Genomic DNA, 20,546 nt, shown 5'->3' with positions numbered 1-20,546 from the left:
TTGATTAATCTTATTTCGTTTATTTATTTTGTGCAAGAATATTAATAATATTGATCATTTCTAATGCTGTTAATGCAGCTTCTGAGCCTTTATTCCCTAGTTTTGTACCTGCTCTTTCTATAGCTTGTTCTATATTATTAGCAGTTATTATTCCAATAGAAATAGGTATATTGTTAGTAATACTAATGTTAGTTAATCCAGAGTTAACAGCATGAGATATATGTGAATAATGAAGAGTATGTCCTTTAATAATAGTACCTAAAGCTATAATAGCATTATATTTTTTTTGTTTTGAAATAATGCTAGCGATTATTGGTATTTCATATGCTCCTGGAACATGTATTATAGGTATGTTTTTTTGGTTAATTTGGCCTATTCGTTTAAGAATATCAAGTGCTCCATCTAGTAAATGTTGATTAATAAAATTATTATATCTACTTATTATTATGGCAATGTTTTTTTTAGTTTTTGTGGAAATTGTTTCTTGAACTATTTTCATGTTTGATGTAAGTAATAATTTTCACATAGTTTAATTTATTTTAAATGTTTTTTTACTAAGAAGATAGCAATATTTATTGCAATTTTTAAATATATTTATATGATGTATAAAATTTTAATTTGTATCTTTTGTGATAATTTCAAGTAAAAATTTTATAAATAATGGTACATGTAATTTGACTGTTATTTAAACAATTATAGACTTTTTATTTGTGTTTTAAGCTTTTATTAAAAAAAAAGGTTGCTTTTAATAGAAAAATGAACTACTCTCATATATAGAAATCGCGGGGTGGAGCAGTTTGGTAGCTCGTCGGGCTCATAACCCGAAGGTCGTCGGTTCAAATCCGACCCCCGCAACCAAAAGTATGAATGTAAACTTTTTATATTTTAGATTATTTTTAAAATTTTATTTTTTGATGTATAGATAATCCACTATATCGTATTATATTTTTTTTTAATGATTTAATAAATATGTTTTCGTCAGAATATATTGTTAGTTTTTTTTTTGACCTAGTTACAGCAGTATAGATTAATTCTTTAGTCAATATTGATGTCATAATCGTTGGAAGAATTAATACTACTTCAGAAAATTCTGACCCCTGTGACTTATGAACTGTCATAGTCCAGTTTGTTTGGTGTTCTGGAACTAGATGTATAGGTATTGAATAGATTTGTTCTTGATTTTTTGGTAAAAAAAATACTTTTAGTTTTTTGTTAGCGTCTAATAATGTTAATCCACATTCTCCGTTAAAAAGATTCATTTCTTCATTATTTTTTAATATTAATATTGGTTTTCCAAAATACCACGTTTGACCATTAATAATAGTTACTTTTTTAATCCAACCTATTTTTTTCATTTCTTTTTCTATAGCTAGATTTAATTCTGTAATACCAAATAATCCGTTTTTTAAAATGCATAATATTTTATAATTATTAAATATATTTATTATTTTAAGAAATGGTAATGATTGCTTTAGTGCACTCCAGTATTTGCTATAACTATTAGTAATTTCAAATATTATATTGTTGTAATTAGTTTTAGACGATATTTGTTTAAAATTTACATCATTATTAATATTTTGGTATAGTGTTTTTATATTATTTATTTTATTTTTTGTAAGCATTTCAGATATTTTAAAAATATCTGATTTTTTTTTAAATCTGTAACTTTTTTTTAACATTATTATTTTATCATTGATATTAGAGAATTGATGTTTTTTAATTGTTTTAATAGTTATACGATTTGGAAATAGTTGTTTTAGAAATTTATTTGTAGTTGTACTAAACCCTTCTTGATAATAGCTACATATGTTTTTTAAAATATTCCCGCCACTTATTGAAGGTAACTGATTATAATCTCCTAAAAAAATTATTTTTGTAGTTTTAGGTATAGAAGAAATAAGTTTATCCATGATTGTTATATCTATCATTGACGCTTCATCTATTATTAATAGATTTAAATTATATAATTTGTTTTTGCAACATGAATAATTGAAAGATTTGTTAGGTTTTAAATCTAATAAATTGTGTAAAGTTGTTGTTTTTTGATTAAAAATGTTTTTTTCATGTTCAGTTAGATTTAATTTTTTTATATTTTCATGAATTGATTCAGACAAACGATTTGCAGCTTTTCCCGTCAAAGCAGTTAGTTTTATGTTAATTTTTTTTTTATGTAAACGAATTAGTACAAGTAATATTTTAAGTATTATGGTGGTTTTTCCTGTTCCAGGTCCACCAATAATAAAAGTTATATTATTAATTATTGATAAAATTATTGCTAATTTTTGCGTGTCGTCAATATTCGTATTAAATATATTTTTCAATATTTTTTGAATTTTATTTTTATTAATTAATTTAAAATTTTGTTTTTGAGAAATGAATTTTAAAATTTTTTGTTCAGCTAACCAAAATTTATTAATATAAAAATTGTTTTTATAAAATATGAAAGGTGTATTTTTTGAGCCATTGCTGATGGTATTACTATTTAATAGCTGTTCAATCCAACCACATGTATTTATTTTAGCTATTTCCCATAGTTTTGTAATTAATGCTATATGATTTGTGAAAAATATTTTTTGATGTTGAATAAGAACATGAGGTAGACATACATGTCCATGATTTGTGAAGTGATTAACACATATAGATAGAAATGTTGCTAAAGTGTTTTTATTAAATAACATAGTTGAAAGATAAAAATTTGATGATGTGATTATTTTAAGTTTAACCATTTTTTGTAATATTGATGTTATTGTCATATTTGTCCGAATAAGTTTATTTTAAAAGATTTGTTCTAATTTTTTTATTATTTCTATATTAGGAATAGAATAAAAGATTCCATTTTGAGATGGAATTTCATTAATAGATCGTATAAAAAGTATATATGTGCCACCGAAATGATTGTAAAAACTGTAATTTTTTATGTGTTGTTTTAAATATCTGTGTAATACTAAACTATATAGTTGAAGTTGAAAATTATAATGATGTTTTTTTATTATTTTTTTAATGTTTTGTTGTGAATAACTTTGGTTTGAATTTCCTATCCAATTTGATTTATAATCAACTAAGAAATATTTTGTTTTCCACAGAAAAACTAAATCTATAGAGCCAGATAGTATTCCTTGTATTGGATGAAAACATAATTTGTTTTCTAAGCTAGAACATTGGTGTGTTTGAAAAATATTATTTAATTTTAAAGCTGTTAATTTTTTTTTAATAGGTAATAAAAACTTTAGTTCTTTGATATAGTTTTTAGAATCTAGTTTAGATAATCTTAAGTTATAATTTTTGTCTAAATTTTTGTATAGTATTGAATACATCCAATTTTTTAATATTAGACACCAACGTTTGTCAAGATTGTATTCAGAGAGTTTTTTTAATAACCAATTGGAGTTAATACTTTTATGAAATGAAATATTTTTCAAAATTTTGTGTAATAAAGTTCCATATATTTTCCCGCTAGGAAAGGTATGTGGTGTTAATATTTTATTTTCGAAACAGTGTTTTTTTTTTACATTTAACTCAAATAGTTTTTTTGTGTTTAATGTTGAATACATAGTAGACGGTTTAATATTTTTTTTTAGTTGCGAATAGCTAGTAAAATTATAGTTATAGTTAAATTTTCTAGATACTTGATAATGCATTAAAGATTGACTGTTAGTATTAAGTGTTGGTATTTGAAAATTTTTTTTTATAATGTTTGGTATTTCGGATATAATTTCTATGTTTTTATTTTTTTTTAGAATAGATAATTCAGTATACAATTTTTTTGTACTAATATGATTTTTTCCAGATTGAATAATATATCTTAGAACGTTAATTTTAAATTTAGATTTTTCTTTTTGTATCTTTTTTTTTTGTGTTATTGTTTGTGCTAACGAAATTCCAATGCTACAATGTATGATAGATCTAGTTAGTGCTACGTATAATAATCGTATATCTTCTGAAAATTTATGTTTTTCTATTTTTAAAGTTTTTTGTTTTTTTATTTTAGTATTATTTAAATTAAAACATATTTTTTCGACAGTACTTACAGTTTTGTTAAATGTTATTGTGGCAAAAGGAATAATTGTTATGGGATATTCTAATCCTTTTGATTTATGTATACTTACAATTTTAATATAGTTGTTTTTTTCATAGTTAGGTTTTATATATTTTGGTTTAGTTAGATAAAAATCTTGTGTAATATTTTTTTTGAGCCAATTTATTAATAAAAATTTATTTTTTATTGTAATAGATTTTTCTTCTAGTAGTTCTCCTATATACAATATATTTTTAATATTTGGGGAAAAATTGTGCAGTAAATTGTTATTATTAGATATATTATAATTAATTATTAATTGTTGAATAACGTATAAAATTCCATAGTTGTTCCAAAAAATTAAATATTGGTTAAATTCTTGAGATAGTTTTATCCAATAAGAATGGTTATTCGGAATAGATATAATTTCTTTTGTATTTTTTGACATTATGTTGGTAGACATGGCTCTTTTTAATAATCGTTCAATATTAGGATTAAGAATTGCTTGTAATATCCATAATATTTCTAATATTTCTTTGCTTTGAAAGATATTATTTTTAGAAGTGAGATATAGAGATTGAATATTTAATTTTGTAAGTTCTAGTTGTATTGTTTTTGCTTCTAAGTTATTTCGTACTATGATAGCAATATCACTGAAGTTTACAGTACGAACTTTATTAGATATTGTTATAGTTGCATTCCCTTTTATTCCAGAAGATATCCAATAAGATATATATTTTGCAGTGGTAATAGAAATCCATTCTTTATATTCATTTATTGAAATATTTTTATTTTTATTTAGTAAAAATCGTAGTGCGGGTTGGTTTTTTCCGTTAACTTCAAATTTTGTTGTTTTGTTAATACGAGATGACTTTACAGGATAAAATGTAATATTTTTTGTTAAAAAAGGATTTTTAAGCCTAGAAAATAATAAATTAATGCTATTTATAATTTTTGGTGATGATCTCCAATTAGTGTCAAGAAAATATTGATTTTTTATATTAGATTTTGCTTGCAAATAGGAAGTAATGTCTGCACCGCTAAAACTGTAGATAGCTTGTTTGGGATCACTTATTAGAATTAATAAGTTTTCTTTTTTATAAATTTTTTTAAAAATATTATATTGCTTATTATTTGTGTCTTGAAATTCATCAATTAATGCTACTGGATATTTTTTTAGTATTGTTTGTGATATATTGAAATTATTTTTGTTAACCATATTCCAGCAAAATGTAATTAAATCGTCATATTCGAAATACCTGTTTTTTATTTTTTCTTGCATAAACATAGCTTTTATTTCTAGACTTGCATCTATTATGAATATTTCTTTTAAAGAGAATTTTGAATCTAAAAATGTATCTATAAATTTGAAAAATTTATCGTCTAAAATTTTTTCTGACGTTGTTTTTTTAATTATAAAACTATATCTGAAGTATTTTAATTCTGAAGGTATAAAAAAATTTTTTGTTTGTTTTTGAGTAGCCCATGCGGTAATGTTATTTATCCATCTTTTTAAATTACTTTTAGTATATATTCGTTTATTAACATTGGTTTTTATAATTTCAGAATGTATTAAGTGGCTATAGTTCGCCCATTTTTGTTTAAATAGTTTTATTTTTTTAATCAAGATATAATATTCTTGGACAATATTTTTTCTTTTAGTTTTAGTTAATTTACTTATTAATTGTGTTTTATTGAGTAAAGGTAAAATTTCTTTTAATAAAGTTTTAGGATTATTAAAATATTCTAAAAGAATGGAAGTAATATCTAATGATAGAAAAGCAAAATAGTATTTCCAAAATTTAATACTTATTTTTAGGTATAATGGATATGTATGTTTTAGAATTTTATTTTGAAGCATTAGCTCTGAATTAAATTTATTTAGTTTTAATATTTTATAGCAAAATCCATGAATTGTATAAATTGATAATTCGTGTATTGAGTTTTCCGCTTTAGATAGTATATCAATAGTTTTTGGAAAATCAGTGATTTTAGATAGTAACTTTGATAATACATAGTTATTACTATATTTTTTTATACATGCTGTTTTAAAAATTTTAATATATGTTTTAATTCTTATTTCAAGTTCTGCTCGAGTGTGTTCGGTAAATGTAACTACTAAAATTTCTTTAATTAATAATCCTTTTTTATATTTAACATGATTTGTGATTCCTAAAAGTAGGCGAATATATAAAATAGTTAGAGAAAATGTTTTTCCTGTCCCTGCTGAAGCTTCAATTAAAATTTTTCCAGATAAAGGAATTGTTGTTACATTTATAGATTTTGGTATAGTTGTAATCATAGTTTTTGTTGTGTATATTTTAATGAATTTTATAAATTATTAATGGTATTTCGAATAAGAAATATTTTTTAGTATTGGTGTTAACCATTTTTTAGTTGTTTTATATATTTTTTGAATATTTTTTTTAGTTAAATAAACTATCATTTTTTGTATATACGGATCATCTTTTTCACCAGTTATCCAATTATTTCCGTTCCATGTATTTAGAAATATTTTATAAGCATTTAGGTTTTTATTTGTATTAGTATAAAACTTGTTATTTTTTTTGTCATAAATTGCATTAATCCAATTAATTCCAGATTTAGTTAGCAATATTGGTTGTTCCATTCCATCAAAATAGCCCGATATGTATTTTTTCAAATAGTATTTAGCTGTTTTATTTTCTAATTTATAAAAAGTAATTATTTGATGATTAGTTCCTATTAATATACTGTTATGTTTTTTATATAGTGAACAATATAATAAATGTTCTAGCCAGCACGATATGATATCTTGAAAACTAAGTTTTGTTGCTTTCCAGCGTAATAATCCTCCTGAACTATTAATATTTTTTAATTGTCCGTGTAACATACATTTATTTTTAACATTTATGCAAAATTTAGAATTATTTAATATTTTTTTTATTTTCATAATTTGGTCGTATAATGGTGTTATTAATTTTTTTGTATATTCCCAAATAATGTTTCCAATATTGTTATTAGGAATAATTCCTATGTTTTTATAATATTGAAATAATTGGTTAGTATTTTGTTTATATAAAAAAAATTTTAAAAGTGTTTTATTCATTTTATATTGATCTAATTTGTTTATAAAATGTTTGTTTTGGTGCATATGTTTATTTTTTGTTGTATTTAATTGAATATTAAGACGTACATGAAAAAATGTTTGAATAGGGTTTTTCCAAAATAAGATTAATGTGTTATAGTTTATCGTTTGATTTTTAATGGATGGTAATTTTTTTATAAATTCTTTATGAGAATTATTAATTAAAGTAGCCATTTTCCATATTGTTGTATTAAAATTAGGATAATTTAGTTTTTCTAAAAAATTTCTTTTTTCATGGGCATAAAAAGTATAATTATGATATATGTGAGATTTTATATCTTTTAAGTTATCATTGAAATTGTCTTTGTTTTTATTTTTTATATAAAAGTATTGAGTAATATATTTAATAATTTTGTCTATTGCAATAGGAATGTTATTTAACTTTTTATAATTGTTAGAGACAATTTGATGACTTATATAGAAAAATTTTTTTGCTGATAATAATGTTTTTAAAAGTAGATTTTTATGATTTATTTCATCACATGGATCATATGCTCTTGGGTGTAATTTAAGTAAATTATATATGTCGAATGATTCATGTGTATTAGAACTTATGTTATCGTTTAATCCTATTAAATAAATTATCTTAAATGGAATATTTGTTAAAGTAAAGTTATTACAAAATGTTATTTTTCCAGAAAATAAATAATTTGATTGAGAAATGTATGAAACAGAATTGCATAGTTCGTTCTTTAGTAATGTTATAGAAATTTTTTTAGTATATTTTTCTTGCATTCCGGAATGTATTATTTCTGTCCATTTTTTTATAATTAATTTAGCTTCGGGTTGTTTTTGTTCATGATCTGTAAAAAAGTCATTTAATAGTTTTTTAAACGTAATATCCCAATGTGATAAGAATTTAGGTTTAGATAATATTTTTTTCCATTTATTGAGTAGTGATATTAAAGATATTAATTTATTAAAAATGTTATAATATAGCGTGCTAAATTCGTTATAGGGTACAATATTTTCCCAAAATTTATAATCAATATTATTTATAATTTGTCCCAAAAAAATTCTTTGTAATCCATGTTCCCAACATTTTGTTATGTCGTTAGACAACCAATCGTTCGATAAGATATTGTCGTTTTCCCATTGTATTTCAGTTTGATTTATAATTTGTAATAAAATAGGTATTTCTTGTTCGTTTATTTGTACTTTTTTTAATAAAGTTGGAATATTCAATAAATTAGTAATTTTATTAATATTTAGTTCAATATTAGGTAAATCTATCAATTCTAATATAGTTTTATAAAATTCAATGTTTTTTATATTCTTGTAATTAATTGAAAAGGGAATAAAATTTTTGGATGAAGCAGAATTAAAAATTTGATTTATATAAGGAATATATGTATCTAGATTTTTGCTAATAACTAGTACATCTTGGAATAAAATGTCGTTGTTATCATTTAAAATATTAAGTAAATTATTATGCAAAACTTCAATTTCTCTTATTAAAGTATGGCAAGAATGTATTGAAAGAGATTTATCTGTCTTCAGTATAAGTATTTTATTATTTTCTTGTTCATTATTTTTTTTTTGAATGCTATGTAAATTTAATATTTTATTTTGAAGATATTGTAATAGAGAATTTTGTTTTATTTTAAAGTTTAAATTAATTGTTTTGTCTTTTATTAATGACAAAAATAACATTTGCTCATATTCATATGTTATCCAGTATGATTGAAATTTAGTATTTTTTTGAAAATTTTCAATTTCATGATAAATAATGTTTTTATTTTTAGAATGTAGTAAAGATAATAATTGATTATTTGAAATTTCTTGTGTTTGTTTGAATTTAATAAAACTAGTGGAAAACATTTGTTTATCATTATATGATGCTGTTGCATAAAAAAAATGCACAGAACAATATTTACTTATAGATTTTAAAAAAATTGCATATTGCGGGGTAATAGGTGTTATATTAAAAATAAAGATTCTGACAGGTAATTTTGTATTAATAAAGTTATTTCGTTGCATTTTTTTTATACTGTCATATAGTAAATTTGAAAAATGTAAAATAGGTTTGTTTGCATCTTTTGTATATTTAATAATGCGCATCCAGATTATTTGCTGCCATTTTTGTTTTAAACGAGTTTTAGGGATATTAGACTTTTGTTCCCATTTTTTTATATAATCTGGTCGATACTTTAAATATAATTGAAATAAATTTGATATAGAAGATGCTATTTTAAATAATGTGCTATAGGTATTATTTTTAGAAACAATTTTAGTAAGTAAATGTTGGATGTCTGGTATATTTATTATTTTCCACATTATTGAATATTTACTAAATTCTGATTTAGAATATAATTTAGGAGTATTTTGTTTTAAAATATTTAAAATAAAATGTTTGAGTTTAAAAAATTTAATGTTAGTGCAAACTTTATATTTTTTGGCTATAAATATTTTGATCCATTGTTCTGTTTCTTTGTTGTTTACAATGAATATTTCTTTAGTTAATGGATTTAGTAATGGTTCATTTAATATCACTTTGAAAGCTGATTTAACAAATAGATTAAATTTAAGAGATTTATATAATGTAAACATGGTTTCTATTTTTATTATTAATATTTTTTCTTTAAGTTAATGTCAAATTGAGGGTATGGAATATTTATATTATTGGAGTCTAATGCTTTTTTAAATTTTACCATTAAATCCCAATATACTATGTTTATATCATCAGTATGACTCCAACATCGTACTATAAAATTTAAAGAAGAAGGTGCTAATTCACTTAATCCCACTATTATATCTCGATCTTTGAGTACTCTTTTTTCATTTTTCACAACATTTTTAAGTATTTTGATAACTTTATCAATATCAGAATCATATGATACGCCAATAATAAATTCGTTTCTTCTGGCTTTTTCTCTAGAATAATTAATTATGTTTCCTGATATAATTTTTCCGTTAGGAATAACAACGATTTTTCCATCTAGTGTTCTAAAAGTTGTATAAAATACATGTATATTTAACACTGTTCCTGATATTTTTTCTAAGTTTACGTATTCCCCAGTTCGAAATGGACGTAGTATAACTAATAATACTCCAGCTGCAAAATTTGATAAAGATCCCTGTAAAGCTAATCCAATAGCCATTCCTGCAGCACCTAATATTGCAATTACAGAAGTAGTTTGTACCCCTATACATCCTAATGAAGCTATTAATGCAAAAGTAATAATAATATATCTAACTAATGCAGCTAAAAAATTAGCAATTGTAGTATCAATTTTTTGAGTAATTAACACTTTGTTAATTAAATTTGAAATTATTTTAGCAGCAAAAAAACCTATTATTAATATAATAATTGATGAAATTAAATTAATAATATAGCTTAGTAATAGTTCTTGATTTCTTATTAACCAATTTCCTGCATGGTTGATGTCATTTACTACATTTAATTGTGTCATTTGTATTATTTTCGATAAATGTTAATAGATTATATTAATAATGTTTGGAATGATTATATAGATATTATTGTTTTAATTTTAAAATTAAGGAGAACATTGACATTTCAATTCTCCTTTAATTTTAACAATTTGAGTATGTATAAACAAATTTATAATTTTTTACAATGTATTACAAGAATTTAATATGCGAAATATTTTTGTTAAATGATTTGATACGGAAATTTGGGAAGATCTGATCCATGTTCTTGGATCATAATATTTTTTATTAGGTTTATTTTCATTATCTAAATTTCCTATTTGGTTATGTAAATATTTATTATTTTTGTTATAAAAATTTAATATTCCCTGCCAAGTCGCCCATTGTATGTCAGTATCAATATTCATTTTTATGACTCCGTACTTAATGGATTTTTTTATATCTTTTTCTGAGGAACCAGACCCACCATGAAATACAAAACATAATGGATTACAAGATAAATTATGTTTTTTGCTTACGTAATTTTGCGATTTTTTTAAAATATCTGGTGTTAAACGAACATTTCCGGATTTATATACTCCATGTACGTTTCCAAATGACGCAGCTATAATAAATTCTGGTCCGACGGAAGAAAGGCGTTCATAAGCATAGTTAACTTCATTAGGTTGCGTATATAGTAAAGATTTATTTATTTTTGTATTATTAATACCATCTTCTTCTCCACCCGTACATCCAAGTTCTATTTCTAGTAACATGTTTATTTTTCGCATTTTTTCTAGGTATTTTGAACAAATATTAATATTATAATCTAATTTTTCATTAGACAAATCTATCATATGAGAAGTAAATAAAGGTTTGTTATATGTTTTAAAATGTTTTGTTCCAACATTAATTAATTCATCAATCCATGGAAGCATGTTTTTATTGCAATGGTCAGTATGTAAAATTACGGGAACGTTATAATGTTTTGCCATAATATGTACGTGGTTAGCTCCTGACAGTGCGCCTATGATTGCTTTTTTGTGTAATATATTTGTTGTTAATCCTGGTCCTGAAATAAAATTTGATCCACCATAAGAAAATTGTATTATGACTGGACTTTTAGCCTTTTTAGCTGTTTCAAGTACTATATTGATAGAATCTGTGTTAATGCAATTTATAGCTGGTATGGCAAAATGATTTTTTTTTGCTATTTTAAATAATTTTAATGCTTCATTTCCTGTTATTACGCCTGGTTTAATTTTATTTAGAATATTACACATAGTGAATTACATTTTCCTGTTAGATCAAAATAGTATAATTAAAAATTATTATTTTTAAATTTATTAAAGTGTTTTTCTAATAACTCAATTATACGAAATTTATTCCCTTCTAAAAATTTTAAAAACGAACCACCTCCAGTAGAAAGATATGAGATGTTATTTTGTACTTTAAACATTTCAACAACTGATAATGTATCACCTCCACCTGCTATGGAAAATGCATCACTGGAAGCGATAGCTTTTGACAATTGTTCTGTTCCTTTACTAAAGTTTTTGAATTCAAACACTCCTATTGGTCCATTCCATAAGATAGTTTTAGCTTTTTTTATTATATTTATCATATTTTTAATACTAATATCGCCAAAATCCATAATTTCTTCATTAGCGTGAATATCAGATGTACTTTTTATAGTGGCTATACTGTCATATGTAAACGTAGTGCTAACTCGAGAATCTGTTGGAATAAAAATGTTGTATTTTTCTTTTAGTATTTTAGCTTGTTCAATAAATTTTGGATCATGTAAAGATTTTCCAATATTGTGATCAATAGATATAAATGTATTAGCAATACCTCCTCCTACTATCAAGGTATCTGAAATTTTTGCTAATGTAGTTAATGTTTTAAACTTAGTAGATACTTTAGCTCCTCCTACAATTGCAACCATAGGACGAACAGGATTAGTTAAAGCTGAATTTAATGTTTTTAGTTCTGATTCAAGTAATAACCCAGAACATGCTAATTTAGCGTATTTTATTATCCCATTAGTTGATGCTTCGTTTCTATGTATTGCACCAAATGCATCCATGACAAATATATCACATAAAGTAGCATATTTTTTAGATAGAATTTTGCTATTTTCTTTTTCTCCTTGGTTGAATCGCACGTTTTCTAATATAATTAATTCACCGGATTTTATTGAAGAGCATTCAGTTAAATTTTGAGAAAAATATATATTAGTTTCAGGAAGTATTTTTTTAAAATATTTAAAAACAGGAAATAATGAAAATTTTTTTTTGTATATGCCTTCAGTTGGCCTACCTAGGTGTGAAGTGACAATTACTTTAGCTAGATTTTTTAGAGCAAATTTAATTGTTGGAAGTGATGCATGAATACGTGCATATGATGAAATTTTATTGTTTTTTATTGGTACGTTTAAATCTGAGCGAATAAGAACTTTTTTATTTAAAAGATTTAAATCAGTAATTTTAATAATAGACATATTTTTTTTCCATATAATATTATTATTTATTCATAAATACAACATTAGCTGAGAATTATGTCATATCGTAATATTTATTTTAACAAACATATTGCATATTTTTATGAATAATGACGGATTTTTTTATAGTTTCATATTGAATGAAGTATTTAATGTATGTAAATTGAACATTTTTATAAATTAAAATGATGTATATGTTATTTATAAAATTTCTATGATGACATATGTTAATATGATATTTTATATTGTTTTTATATATAAAACCAAGATTTGATGCCATCTAAAAACATTTGTGTAGATAACATTATTAAAATTAATCCCATTAATCTTTCTAAAGCATTCACTCCCTTAGATCCGAATAGACGTAAGAAAATGTCAGATAATAGTAAAATGACTACCGTTATCATCCATGCGATTAGCAATGATCCGATTAAATATAAAATTTTTTTAGGATATTGATGAGATAATAGCATTAGTGTAGCTAATAATGATGGTCCTGCAACTAAGGGAATAGCTAATGGTACTAAAAATGGTTCTTCTCTTTTAATAATGTTACCTGATTTTTTTTTGCTTTCATAGGTCGGAAAAATCATTTTTATTGCTATTAAAAATAATATTATTCCACCTGAGACAGATACTGTTTCTGCACGCAAATTAAGAAAAATTAAAATTTTTTCTCCAGCGAATAAAAATAATAGCATTATTAATAGTGCAATCATCATTTCTCGAATTAATATTTTTTTTCGTCTTTGTGGTTCTAAATGTTTTAATATGGACATGAATATAGGTAGATTTCCTAGTGGATCCATAATTAAAATTAATAAAATGGTAACAGAAATTATTTCTTTCATAATAAATTTCCTAGTAAATAAAAGTAACAGGATTTTAATAGTTAAAAACTTATATAATAAAAGTTTTAAAAAAAACTAGAAAATTTTAAATATAATTATTATTTGTAATAATATATAAATATTTATATTAGTGATTAATGTAAAAATCATATTTATATATGTATGTAATTGTTATAGATGCATTTAACAAAATTATATATGAATCATGATATTAAAGTAAGTTTCAGTGTTTTTAGAATTAATATATAAGTAATATTGTGAACTAACATAGTTTTAATATTGAGAGACGCTGTTATATTTAAATATATTAAGATTGTGTTTTTTAAAGTTTTTTAGCACTTTAAATCTTTATCATTTTTTTAAAAAGAATTTAAGAGAATATTTTGGTTTTTGAATGTTAGGTATTTTTAATAAAGTTTTATTAAAACGAATATAACATATATAATAAATAATATCGTTGTCGTATTTTTATTAAAATGTAATTGGTAAGTGCGTTCGTTAATTTATGATATGGTAGAATTGGTGTATCATTTCTAATAATTGGGTATTTTTTCTGATGAAAAAAAATATTGGTTTGATTGGTTGGAGAGGTATGGTTGGGTCTGTTTTAGTAGAACGAATGATATGTGAAAATGACTTTTTTCATTTTAATCCTATTTTTTTTTCTACTTCTCAAAAAAATAGTAAGGGGCCAACAATTAATGGGGAATATTTTGGTGTATTAAAAGATGCGTATGATCTGGATATATTAAAAGAACTAGATATTCTTATTTCTTGTCAAGGTAGTGATTATACTAACAAAGTGTATTTTAAATTACGTGATATTGGGTGGAATGGTTATTGGATAGATGCTGCATCAGTTTTAAGAATGAATCAAGATACTGTAATTATACTTGATCCAGTTAATTCTAATACGATTAGAGAATCTATTGATAGTGGGTTTAAAACATTTGTAGGTGGAAATTGTACTGTTAGTTTAATGTTAATGTCATTAGGTGGTCTTTTTTCTGAAAAACTTATAGAATGGATTACGGTTTCTACATATCAAGCTGCTTCAGGAAGCGGAGCTAAATATATTGAAGAATTATTAATGCAAATGGGATCTATGTATACTGAAGCTTCTGGTTATTTAGGAAATCCAGCTCATAGTATTTTAAATATAGAGAAAAAAGTTAGAAATCTAAGTTGTTCTGATAAATTTCCTAAAAAAAATTTCAAAGTTCCATTAGCGGGAAGTTTAATACCTTGGATTGATAAAAAAATGAGAAATGGACAAAGTCGAGAAGAATGGAAAATTCAAGCAGAAACCAATAAAATTTTGTCTTCTAATAAAGATATTTTAATTGATGGTTTATGTGTTCGAATAGGAGCATTACGCTGTCACAGCCAATCTTTTGTTATAAAATTGAAAAAAGATATTTCTATACCAGAAATTGAACAAATTTTATTAAATCATAATTCTTGGACGAAAGTTATTCCCAACAGAAAACATGATACAATGACAGAATTAACTCCTGCTGCAGTAACTGGAACCTTAAATACTCCTGTTGGGAGATTAAGAAAATTAAACATAGGCCAAAAATATTTGTCTGCATTTACTGTTGGTGACCAGTTATTATGGGGGGCTTCAGAACCTCTGCGTCGTATGTTAAAATTTTTGATCTAAAATTAGAACTTTAGTTCTATGGATCTTATTTACAAAAAATTATTCAAGATTTTAAATTTATATATCACTAACAATTATTTGTGACGTTAATAATTGTTAGTGATAATTTTATTTTTGAAAAAGTATGTATGTAAAATGTAATGTTTAATTAAATATATGTTTTTTTAATATTAACGTTTAATCAAGTACGTGCATGAATACAAATTATAAAATAAGTTTACATTTTATGAGTTTTTTGTATCCAAAATTTGTAAATTGTATCTTTTGTGTTTATTTTTAATAACTTATGGTGCATAAACTTACAATATTGAGGAATTTCTCTTATAGTCGACGGATCATCTGAGAGTATTAATAATGTGGTTCCATTTTTAATTTCTCGTATTTTTTTTCTTAATAACATAATTGGTTCAGGACATCGTAATTTTCTTAAGTCTAAGACATTGTTGTCAACAGTCATATTTTTGTTTAAAATTATTAAAGTAATTTACATTGTAACTATATCTATTGTGTTTGATGATTTATAAAAAATATATTTTTTTATTTTGAATACTCTGTTTTTATATAGTAAATTATTATTAGTTTTTGCGTTGTATGTGATAATAGATATAGAGAATAGTAATTTAGGTTTTAGAAAAATTTATATTTTTTATATTTTATTTTTGTAAATAATTTTTAAAAAAATAATCATAAGTGTGACGTTAAAATGTTTAAAGCTTTAATTTTATGAAAGACATAATAATAGTGAATTTATTGTATTTTTTATATTTTTTTGCATATTTTTGTGTAGCTATATAGATAGATCATTTATTCATAAATGGTTTTTAAATAAGTATTGTGGATATTATATACTTACATATAAACTATATATTATAGCTATGTAAATATGAATTTTGTTTGTTAAAATTAAAATTAACAGCATATTATATATTATCTGTAGTAAATTAAACTAAAAAAACATTGTAATTTTTTATTTTGTATCGAATTTTACTATTTTGTTTTGAAATTGAAATAAATTATCTATTGAGTAGACAGTATTATATTTTTTATAAGCAAATTATTATAGATAAAGTATAAAAAGGAAGCCATATTAATTTTGTATTATTTTTTTTTATTTGTAACTCTATTAATGTTAGTAATTTAATAGATTTATAAATAGTTTTATAATGTTTGCGTCTAGCATAATTAATTATTAATGAATGTCTATTTTTATTAGTATTTCTATTTTTTAGAATGTTGTAATAGTTTTTTACATCATCTCGTTTTATTAATAATATTGTTAATAAGTCATGTTGTAAATAACGTATTAAAATAATTGGATTAAAATTTTGATTTTCAAACTGGTTTAATATTTTAATAGAGAACTGTAAGTTGTTGTTTAATAGTGCATTAATCCATTGAAGTGGTTTGAAAATAGAACAGTCTTCAATAAAATTAGTGATTGATAAGGTATTAATTAATTTGTTTTTCCATACTAGTGATAAAATGTTTAATGTGTTGTTTAAGTGTAAAACGTTTCCTTGATGATATTGAATTAATAAATTTTCAGCATTTTTAGTTATGTTCATTTTTATATTTTTTATTTTATATTTAGTCCAAATGGATATATTATTTTGATTAAAAAACGTACAAGTTATCATAGTTCCGTTAGGTGGAAAAATTTTTGTGTTGATTTTATTTAATATATTGGTATTTGTTGAATATATGTAAATTATTAATAACAAATTAGTGTGTAAATATTTTTTTAATTTAAGTATGTAGTTTTGTACTTCTTTTATTGAGATATATTTTTTGAAAGATATTGATATAATTTTTTTTTTAAAAAATAAATTTTGTGATTTAGCAGATAGTATTATATTGTTTATATAAATAGGATCGCAAAATATTATTTTCGACATTTTAGAAAATCCATTTTTTTTTGCTAGATTTAGAATAATATTTGTACTTTGTTGAATTAGATGTTTGACGTTTCCGACAATAACATAATAAGAACTTAAGGTTTTAAAAGAGTAAGAAAATAAATTTTCAGAATGTATTATTTTCATAAAGGTTTGCTTTGTTTAATGTTTTTAGAGATATAAAATATGTATGTTTTTAGATTACCAAATTTAATATTTTATTAGGAATGTAAATAATTTTTTGTATAGGTTTATTATTTAAATATTTTTTTATTTTGTTTTCATTCAAAATTATTTCTAATATTTTTTCTTGAGAAGAATTTTTTAATGCAAGGATTTTGTGTCGTTTTTTTCCATTAATTTGTATTATTATGGTGTATTTTAGTTTCGATAAAATTGCTTTAAAATTATATTTTGGCCAGGAGATAAAATCGATGTTTTCTTTTTTTGGTGATAAAAATTCCCATATTGCAAAACTAAAATGTGGTATGAATGGATAAAGCATTTGTATAACAGCTAACAATGATTCTTGCATTAATGCTTGGTTTTGTTCATTTTTTAAAGAAATTGACATTAATGTATTAGAAAACTTCATTATTTTAGAAATTGCTACATTAAAAGATTGCGTATCAGTGATATATTGTGATACGATTTTAATTGTTTTATGTAATTCAGAGTAGATGTGTTGTTGTTGTTCAGTGAATAAATTAATACGTAACTTAATTTTATGGTTGTAAAGTTTGATATGATTATAAGATAATACCCACAATTTTTTTAAAAATTTATGTATACCTTTTACTCCAGATTCTTTCCATTCTAACGCTGATTCTACAGGTGCAGCAAACATAATAAATAGTCTTATCGTATCTGTTCCATATTTCTTAATTATATCTTCTGGTTCAATTCCATTAAACTTAGATTTAGACATTTTAATCATTCCTGCGTGAAATATTTTTTTGTTATTAGAATAAAAATGTGATTGAATTTTATGATTAGAATCATATTTTATTGTTATGGATTTAGCTGAAATCCATTGTTTTTGTTTGTTGTGATCAAAGTAATAGAATGCGTCTGATAATACCATTCCTTGACATAATAGTTTTTTAACTGGTTCATTAGAATAAACTAATCCTAGATCACGTAATAATTTGTGTACAAAACGGAAATATATTAAATGCATAACTGCATGCTCAATACCTCCAATATATTGATCTACCGGTAACCAATAATTAGCAAGTTTTTGACTAATCATTCCCTTATGAAAATTATTACATGTAAATCTAGCGTAATACCAAGATGATTCTAGGAATGTATCAAAGGTATCTGATTCACAAATAGCAATTTTTTCATCAATATATATCTTTTTTAATAAAATATTATTTGATAAAGGTTTAATGTTCTTGAATGGTATTGTTTCAGGTAATATTATTGGTAAATATTGTTTTGGTATAGGGACGTTTTTTTTGTTTTCAAGAACTGCCATAGGAATAGGAGCTCCCCAGTAGCGCTGCCGGGATATACTCCAATCTCTTAAACGATAGTAGGTAATTTTTTTTCCTATATGATTATTTTCTAAATCTTGAATAATTCTATAACTTCCTTCTTGATAGTTTAAGTTGTTATATTGATTAGAATTAAATAATTTTCCCATACTAGTCATTGCAGTATTTTTTATTTTAGGTTCTGTTCCATCTAAATTTAAAATTACGGCTTTAATTTTTAAGTTGTATTTTATAGCAAAGTTTAAGTCGTGTTGATTGTGTGCTGGTACGCATAATATGGAATTGGTATCATAATCTGATAAAACATAATTGGTAATCCATATTGGTAATTTTTTTTTTGTGATTGGATGCAAAGCAAATTCGTTTGTATTGATGCCTATGTTTGTGTTATTGATATCATTATATGTATTTGTATTAGAAGAACAATTTTCAATAAATTCTTGAATTTTATGCTTTTTGCGAGCAATTTTAAAAGATAATTCGTGAGATGGAGAAAGAGTTATAAAAGTAGCACCCATTAAAGTACTTGGTTTAGATATAAATACATCATTTAATATTGTATGTTGATTAGCGAGTTTTAATTTAATTTTTATACCATGATTTCGTCCAATCCAATTATGTTGCATAGTTTTAACTTTTTCGGGCCACTCTGGCAAATTATCTAAATCATTTAGTAATTCCTCAGCATATTTTGTAATTTTTATAAACCATTGAAAAATTTTTTTTTTGATTACTTTATTATTACAACGCCAACATAATTCATTAATTACTTGTTCGTTGGCTAGTACAGTTTTATCATATTCACACCAATTAACCCAAGATTTTTTTTTGTATACGAGATTTTTTTTATATAATTCTATAAAAAACCATTGTTCCCATTGATAGTATTCAGGTTTACAAGTAGTTATTTCTCTGTCCCAATCATAACTTAGACCTAATGATATTAATTGTTGCTTCATATATTTTATGTTTTCATAAGTCCATTGTGCTGGATGAGTATTGTTTTTTATTGCTGCATTTTCTGCTGGTAATCCAAAAGCATCCCATCCCATAGGATGTAATACGTTTTTTCCCAACATACGTTGGTATCTCGCAATGACATCGCTAATAGTATAATTTCTAACATGTCCCATGTGTAGTTTTCCAGAGGGATAAGGGATCATAGCAAGACAATAAAATTTTTCTTTATTAGAATTTTCAGTAACTTTAAATGTATTTTTTTTTTTCCAAATACTTTGGACATATGGTTCGATTGTTTTTGGACAATAGTTTTGTTTCATATTTTTTATAAACCTTATTATGTATAAATTAAATTAATAGCATAAATTTGATAATTTTTTATACTCTTTATAGAAGATGTTGATTTGTGTATCTAGAGTGTAATGTTTTTAAGTTTTTTATTAGAATTTAAACTCAATGTTTAGTATCAAAATAAAAAAAATTTATTTTTTTTAGAAATCACGTTGTTACTAATATAAATGTTTTAAATATAAATGTTATTGTATCTATATTTATGGAATAGTTGTGTTTTTAATTCTAATTTTTATAATAGTTTTATAAATTTTAAAGTTATTATTTTGTATATTAAAGTTTCATTTGGGTTATGCATGTTTTTATA

The 20,546-nt window shown here is 23.2% G+C and carries 12 protein-coding genes and 1 tRNA gene; 2 read left to right on the top strand and 11 right to left on the bottom strand.

The annotated features are described in order from the left end of the window. Positions 1 to 19: 19 nt before the first annotated feature. Positions 20 to 499, bottom strand: coding sequence for a 6,7-dimethyl-8-ribityllumazine synthase (gene ribE / locus BBP_RS02040; RefSeq protein WP_011091519.1), 480 nt, complete (start codon positions 497 to 499; stop codon positions 20 to 22). 282 nt (positions 500 to 781) lie between these two features. On the opposite strand from ribE, the gene BBP_RS02035 reads away from it, so the two are divergent. After that, a tRNA-Met gene (locus BBP_RS02035) sits at positions 782 to 858 on the top strand. Between the two features lie 38 nt (positions 859 to 896). Here BBP_RS02035 and recD read toward each other — a convergent pair. The 7 genes from recD to BBP_RS01995 form a co-directional block, all read right to left on the bottom strand. After that, positions 897 to 2,753 (bottom strand): exodeoxyribonuclease V subunit alpha, encoded by a 1,857-nt coding sequence (gene recD, locus BBP_RS02030; RefSeq protein ID WP_011091518.1) that lies wholly within the window; start codon positions 2,751 to 2,753, stop codon positions 897 to 899. 21 nt (positions 2,754 to 2,774) lie between these two features. After that, a complete protein-coding gene (gene recB, locus BBP_RS02025; protein WP_011091517.1) occupies positions 2,775 to 6,317 on the bottom strand; it encodes an exodeoxyribonuclease V subunit beta in 3,543 nt (1,180 codons plus the stop codon). Positions 6,318 to 6,356: 39 nt separating this feature from the next. Further along, positions 6,357 to 9,692 carry an exodeoxyribonuclease V subunit gamma gene (locus tag BBP_RS02020; RefSeq protein WP_011091516.1) on the bottom strand — a complete coding sequence of 1,112 codons (3,336 nt, stop codon included), beginning with the start codon at positions 9,690 to 9,692 and terminating at the stop codon, positions 6,357 to 6,359. A 17-nt stretch (positions 9,693 to 9,709) separates the two neighbouring features. After that, positions 9,710 to 10,555, bottom strand: coding sequence for a small-conductance mechanosensitive channel MscS (gene mscS, locus BBP_RS02010; RefSeq protein ID WP_011091515.1), 846 nt, complete (start codon positions 10,553 to 10,555; stop codon positions 9,710 to 9,712). Between the two features lie 159 nt (positions 10,556 to 10,714). Continuing rightward, positions 10,715 to 11,794, bottom strand: coding sequence for a class II fructose-bisphosphate aldolase (gene fbaA / locus BBP_RS02005; protein ID WP_011091514.1), 1,080 nt, complete (start codon positions 11,792 to 11,794; stop codon positions 10,715 to 10,717). A 38-nt stretch (positions 11,795 to 11,832) separates the two neighbouring features. Next, a complete protein-coding gene (locus BBP_RS02000; protein ID WP_011091513.1) occupies positions 11,833 to 13,014 on the bottom strand; it encodes a phosphoglycerate kinase in 1,182 nt (393 codons plus the stop codon). A gap of 251 nt (positions 13,015 to 13,265) precedes the next feature. Continuing rightward, positions 13,266 to 13,865: a YhgN family NAAT transporter gene (locus BBP_RS01995; RefSeq protein ID WP_011091512.1), complete on the bottom strand. Its 600-nt coding sequence runs from the start codon at positions 13,863 to 13,865 to the stop codon at positions 13,266 to 13,268. Between the two features lie 556 nt (positions 13,866 to 14,421). On the opposite strand from BBP_RS01995, the gene asd reads away from it, so the two are divergent. Beyond that, positions 14,422 to 15,531, top strand: coding sequence for an aspartate-semialdehyde dehydrogenase (asd, locus tag BBP_RS01990; protein WP_011091511.1), 1,110 nt, complete (start codon positions 14,422 to 14,424; stop codon positions 15,529 to 15,531). A gap of 217 nt (positions 15,532 to 15,748) precedes the next feature. Here the strand turns inward: asd and tusA are convergent, their stop codons facing one another. The 3 genes from tusA to leuS form a co-directional block, all read right to left on the bottom strand. Next, positions 15,749 to 15,988 carry a sulfurtransferase TusA gene (tusA, locus tag BBP_RS01985; protein ID WP_011091510.1) on the bottom strand — a complete coding sequence of 80 codons (240 nt, stop codon included), beginning with the start codon at positions 15,986 to 15,988 and terminating at the stop codon, positions 15,749 to 15,751. A gap of 586 nt (positions 15,989 to 16,574) precedes the next feature. Then, the gene (gene holA, locus BBP_RS01980; RefSeq protein ID WP_011091509.1) at positions 16,575 to 17,573 is read right to left on the bottom strand and encodes a DNA polymerase III subunit delta; all 999 of its coding nucleotides are present in this window, start codon (positions 17,571 to 17,573) and stop codon (positions 16,575 to 16,577) included. Positions 17,574 to 17,622: 49 nt separating this feature from the next. Next, complete coding sequence (gene leuS, locus BBP_RS01975) at positions 17,623 to 20,208, bottom strand: leucine--tRNA ligase (RefSeq protein WP_011091508.1); 2,586 nt, start codon at positions 20,206 to 20,208, stop codon at positions 17,623 to 17,625. Positions 20,209 to 20,546 lie beyond the last annotated feature (338 nt).

The organism is Buchnera aphidicola str. Bp (Baizongia pistaciae) (genome assembly GCF_000007725.1).
Taxonomy (GTDB): domain Bacteria; phylum Pseudomonadota; class Gammaproteobacteria; order Enterobacterales; family Enterobacteriaceae; genus Buchnera_B; species Buchnera_B aphidicola_H.
The sequence above is the reverse complement of the archived record's forward strand: the minus strand, read 5'-3'. Positions and strand labels throughout refer to the sequence as shown.

Bases quoted from the DNA above. Each gene is read 5' to 3' on its own strand.
- BBP_RS02020 (WP_011091516.1), bottom strand. From the start codon at position 9,692: ATGTTTACATTATATAAATCTCTTAAATTTAATCTATTTGTTAAATCA.
- BBP_RS02000 (WP_011091513.1), bottom strand. From the start codon at position 13,014: ATGTCTATTATTAAAATTACTGATTTAAATCTTTTAAATAAAAAAGTT.
- leuS (WP_011091508.1), bottom strand. From the start codon at position 20,208: ATGAAACAAAACTATTGTCCAAAAACAATCGAACCATATGTCCAAAGT.
- mscS (WP_011091515.1), bottom strand. From the start codon at position 10,555: ATGACACAATTAAATGTAGTAAATGACATCAACCATGCAGGAAATTGG.
- ribE (WP_011091519.1), bottom strand. From the start codon at position 499: ATGAAAATAGTTCAAGAAACAATTTCCACAAAAACTAAAAAAAACATT.
- recD (WP_011091518.1), bottom strand. From the start codon at position 2,753: ATGACAATAACATCAATATTACAAAAAATGGTTAAACTTAAAATAATC.
- asd (WP_011091511.1), top strand. From the start codon at position 14,422: ATGAAAAAAAATATTGGTTTGATTGGTTGGAGAGGTATGGTTGGGTCT.
- recB (WP_011091517.1), bottom strand. From the start codon at position 6,317: ATGATTACAACTATACCAAAATCTATAAATGTAACAACAATTCCTTTA.
- BBP_RS01995 (WP_011091512.1), bottom strand. From the start codon at position 13,865: ATGAAAGAAATAATTTCTGTTACCATTTTATTAATTTTAATTATGGAT.
- tusA (WP_011091510.1), bottom strand. From the start codon at position 15,988: ATGACTGTTGACAACAATGTCTTAGACTTAAGAAAATTACGATGTCCT.
- holA (WP_011091509.1), bottom strand. From the start codon at position 17,573: ATGAAAATAATACATTCTGAAAATTTATTTTCTTACTCTTTTAAAACC.
- fbaA (WP_011091514.1), bottom strand. From the start codon at position 11,794: ATGTGTAATATTCTAAATAAAATTAAACCAGGCGTAATAACAGGAAAT.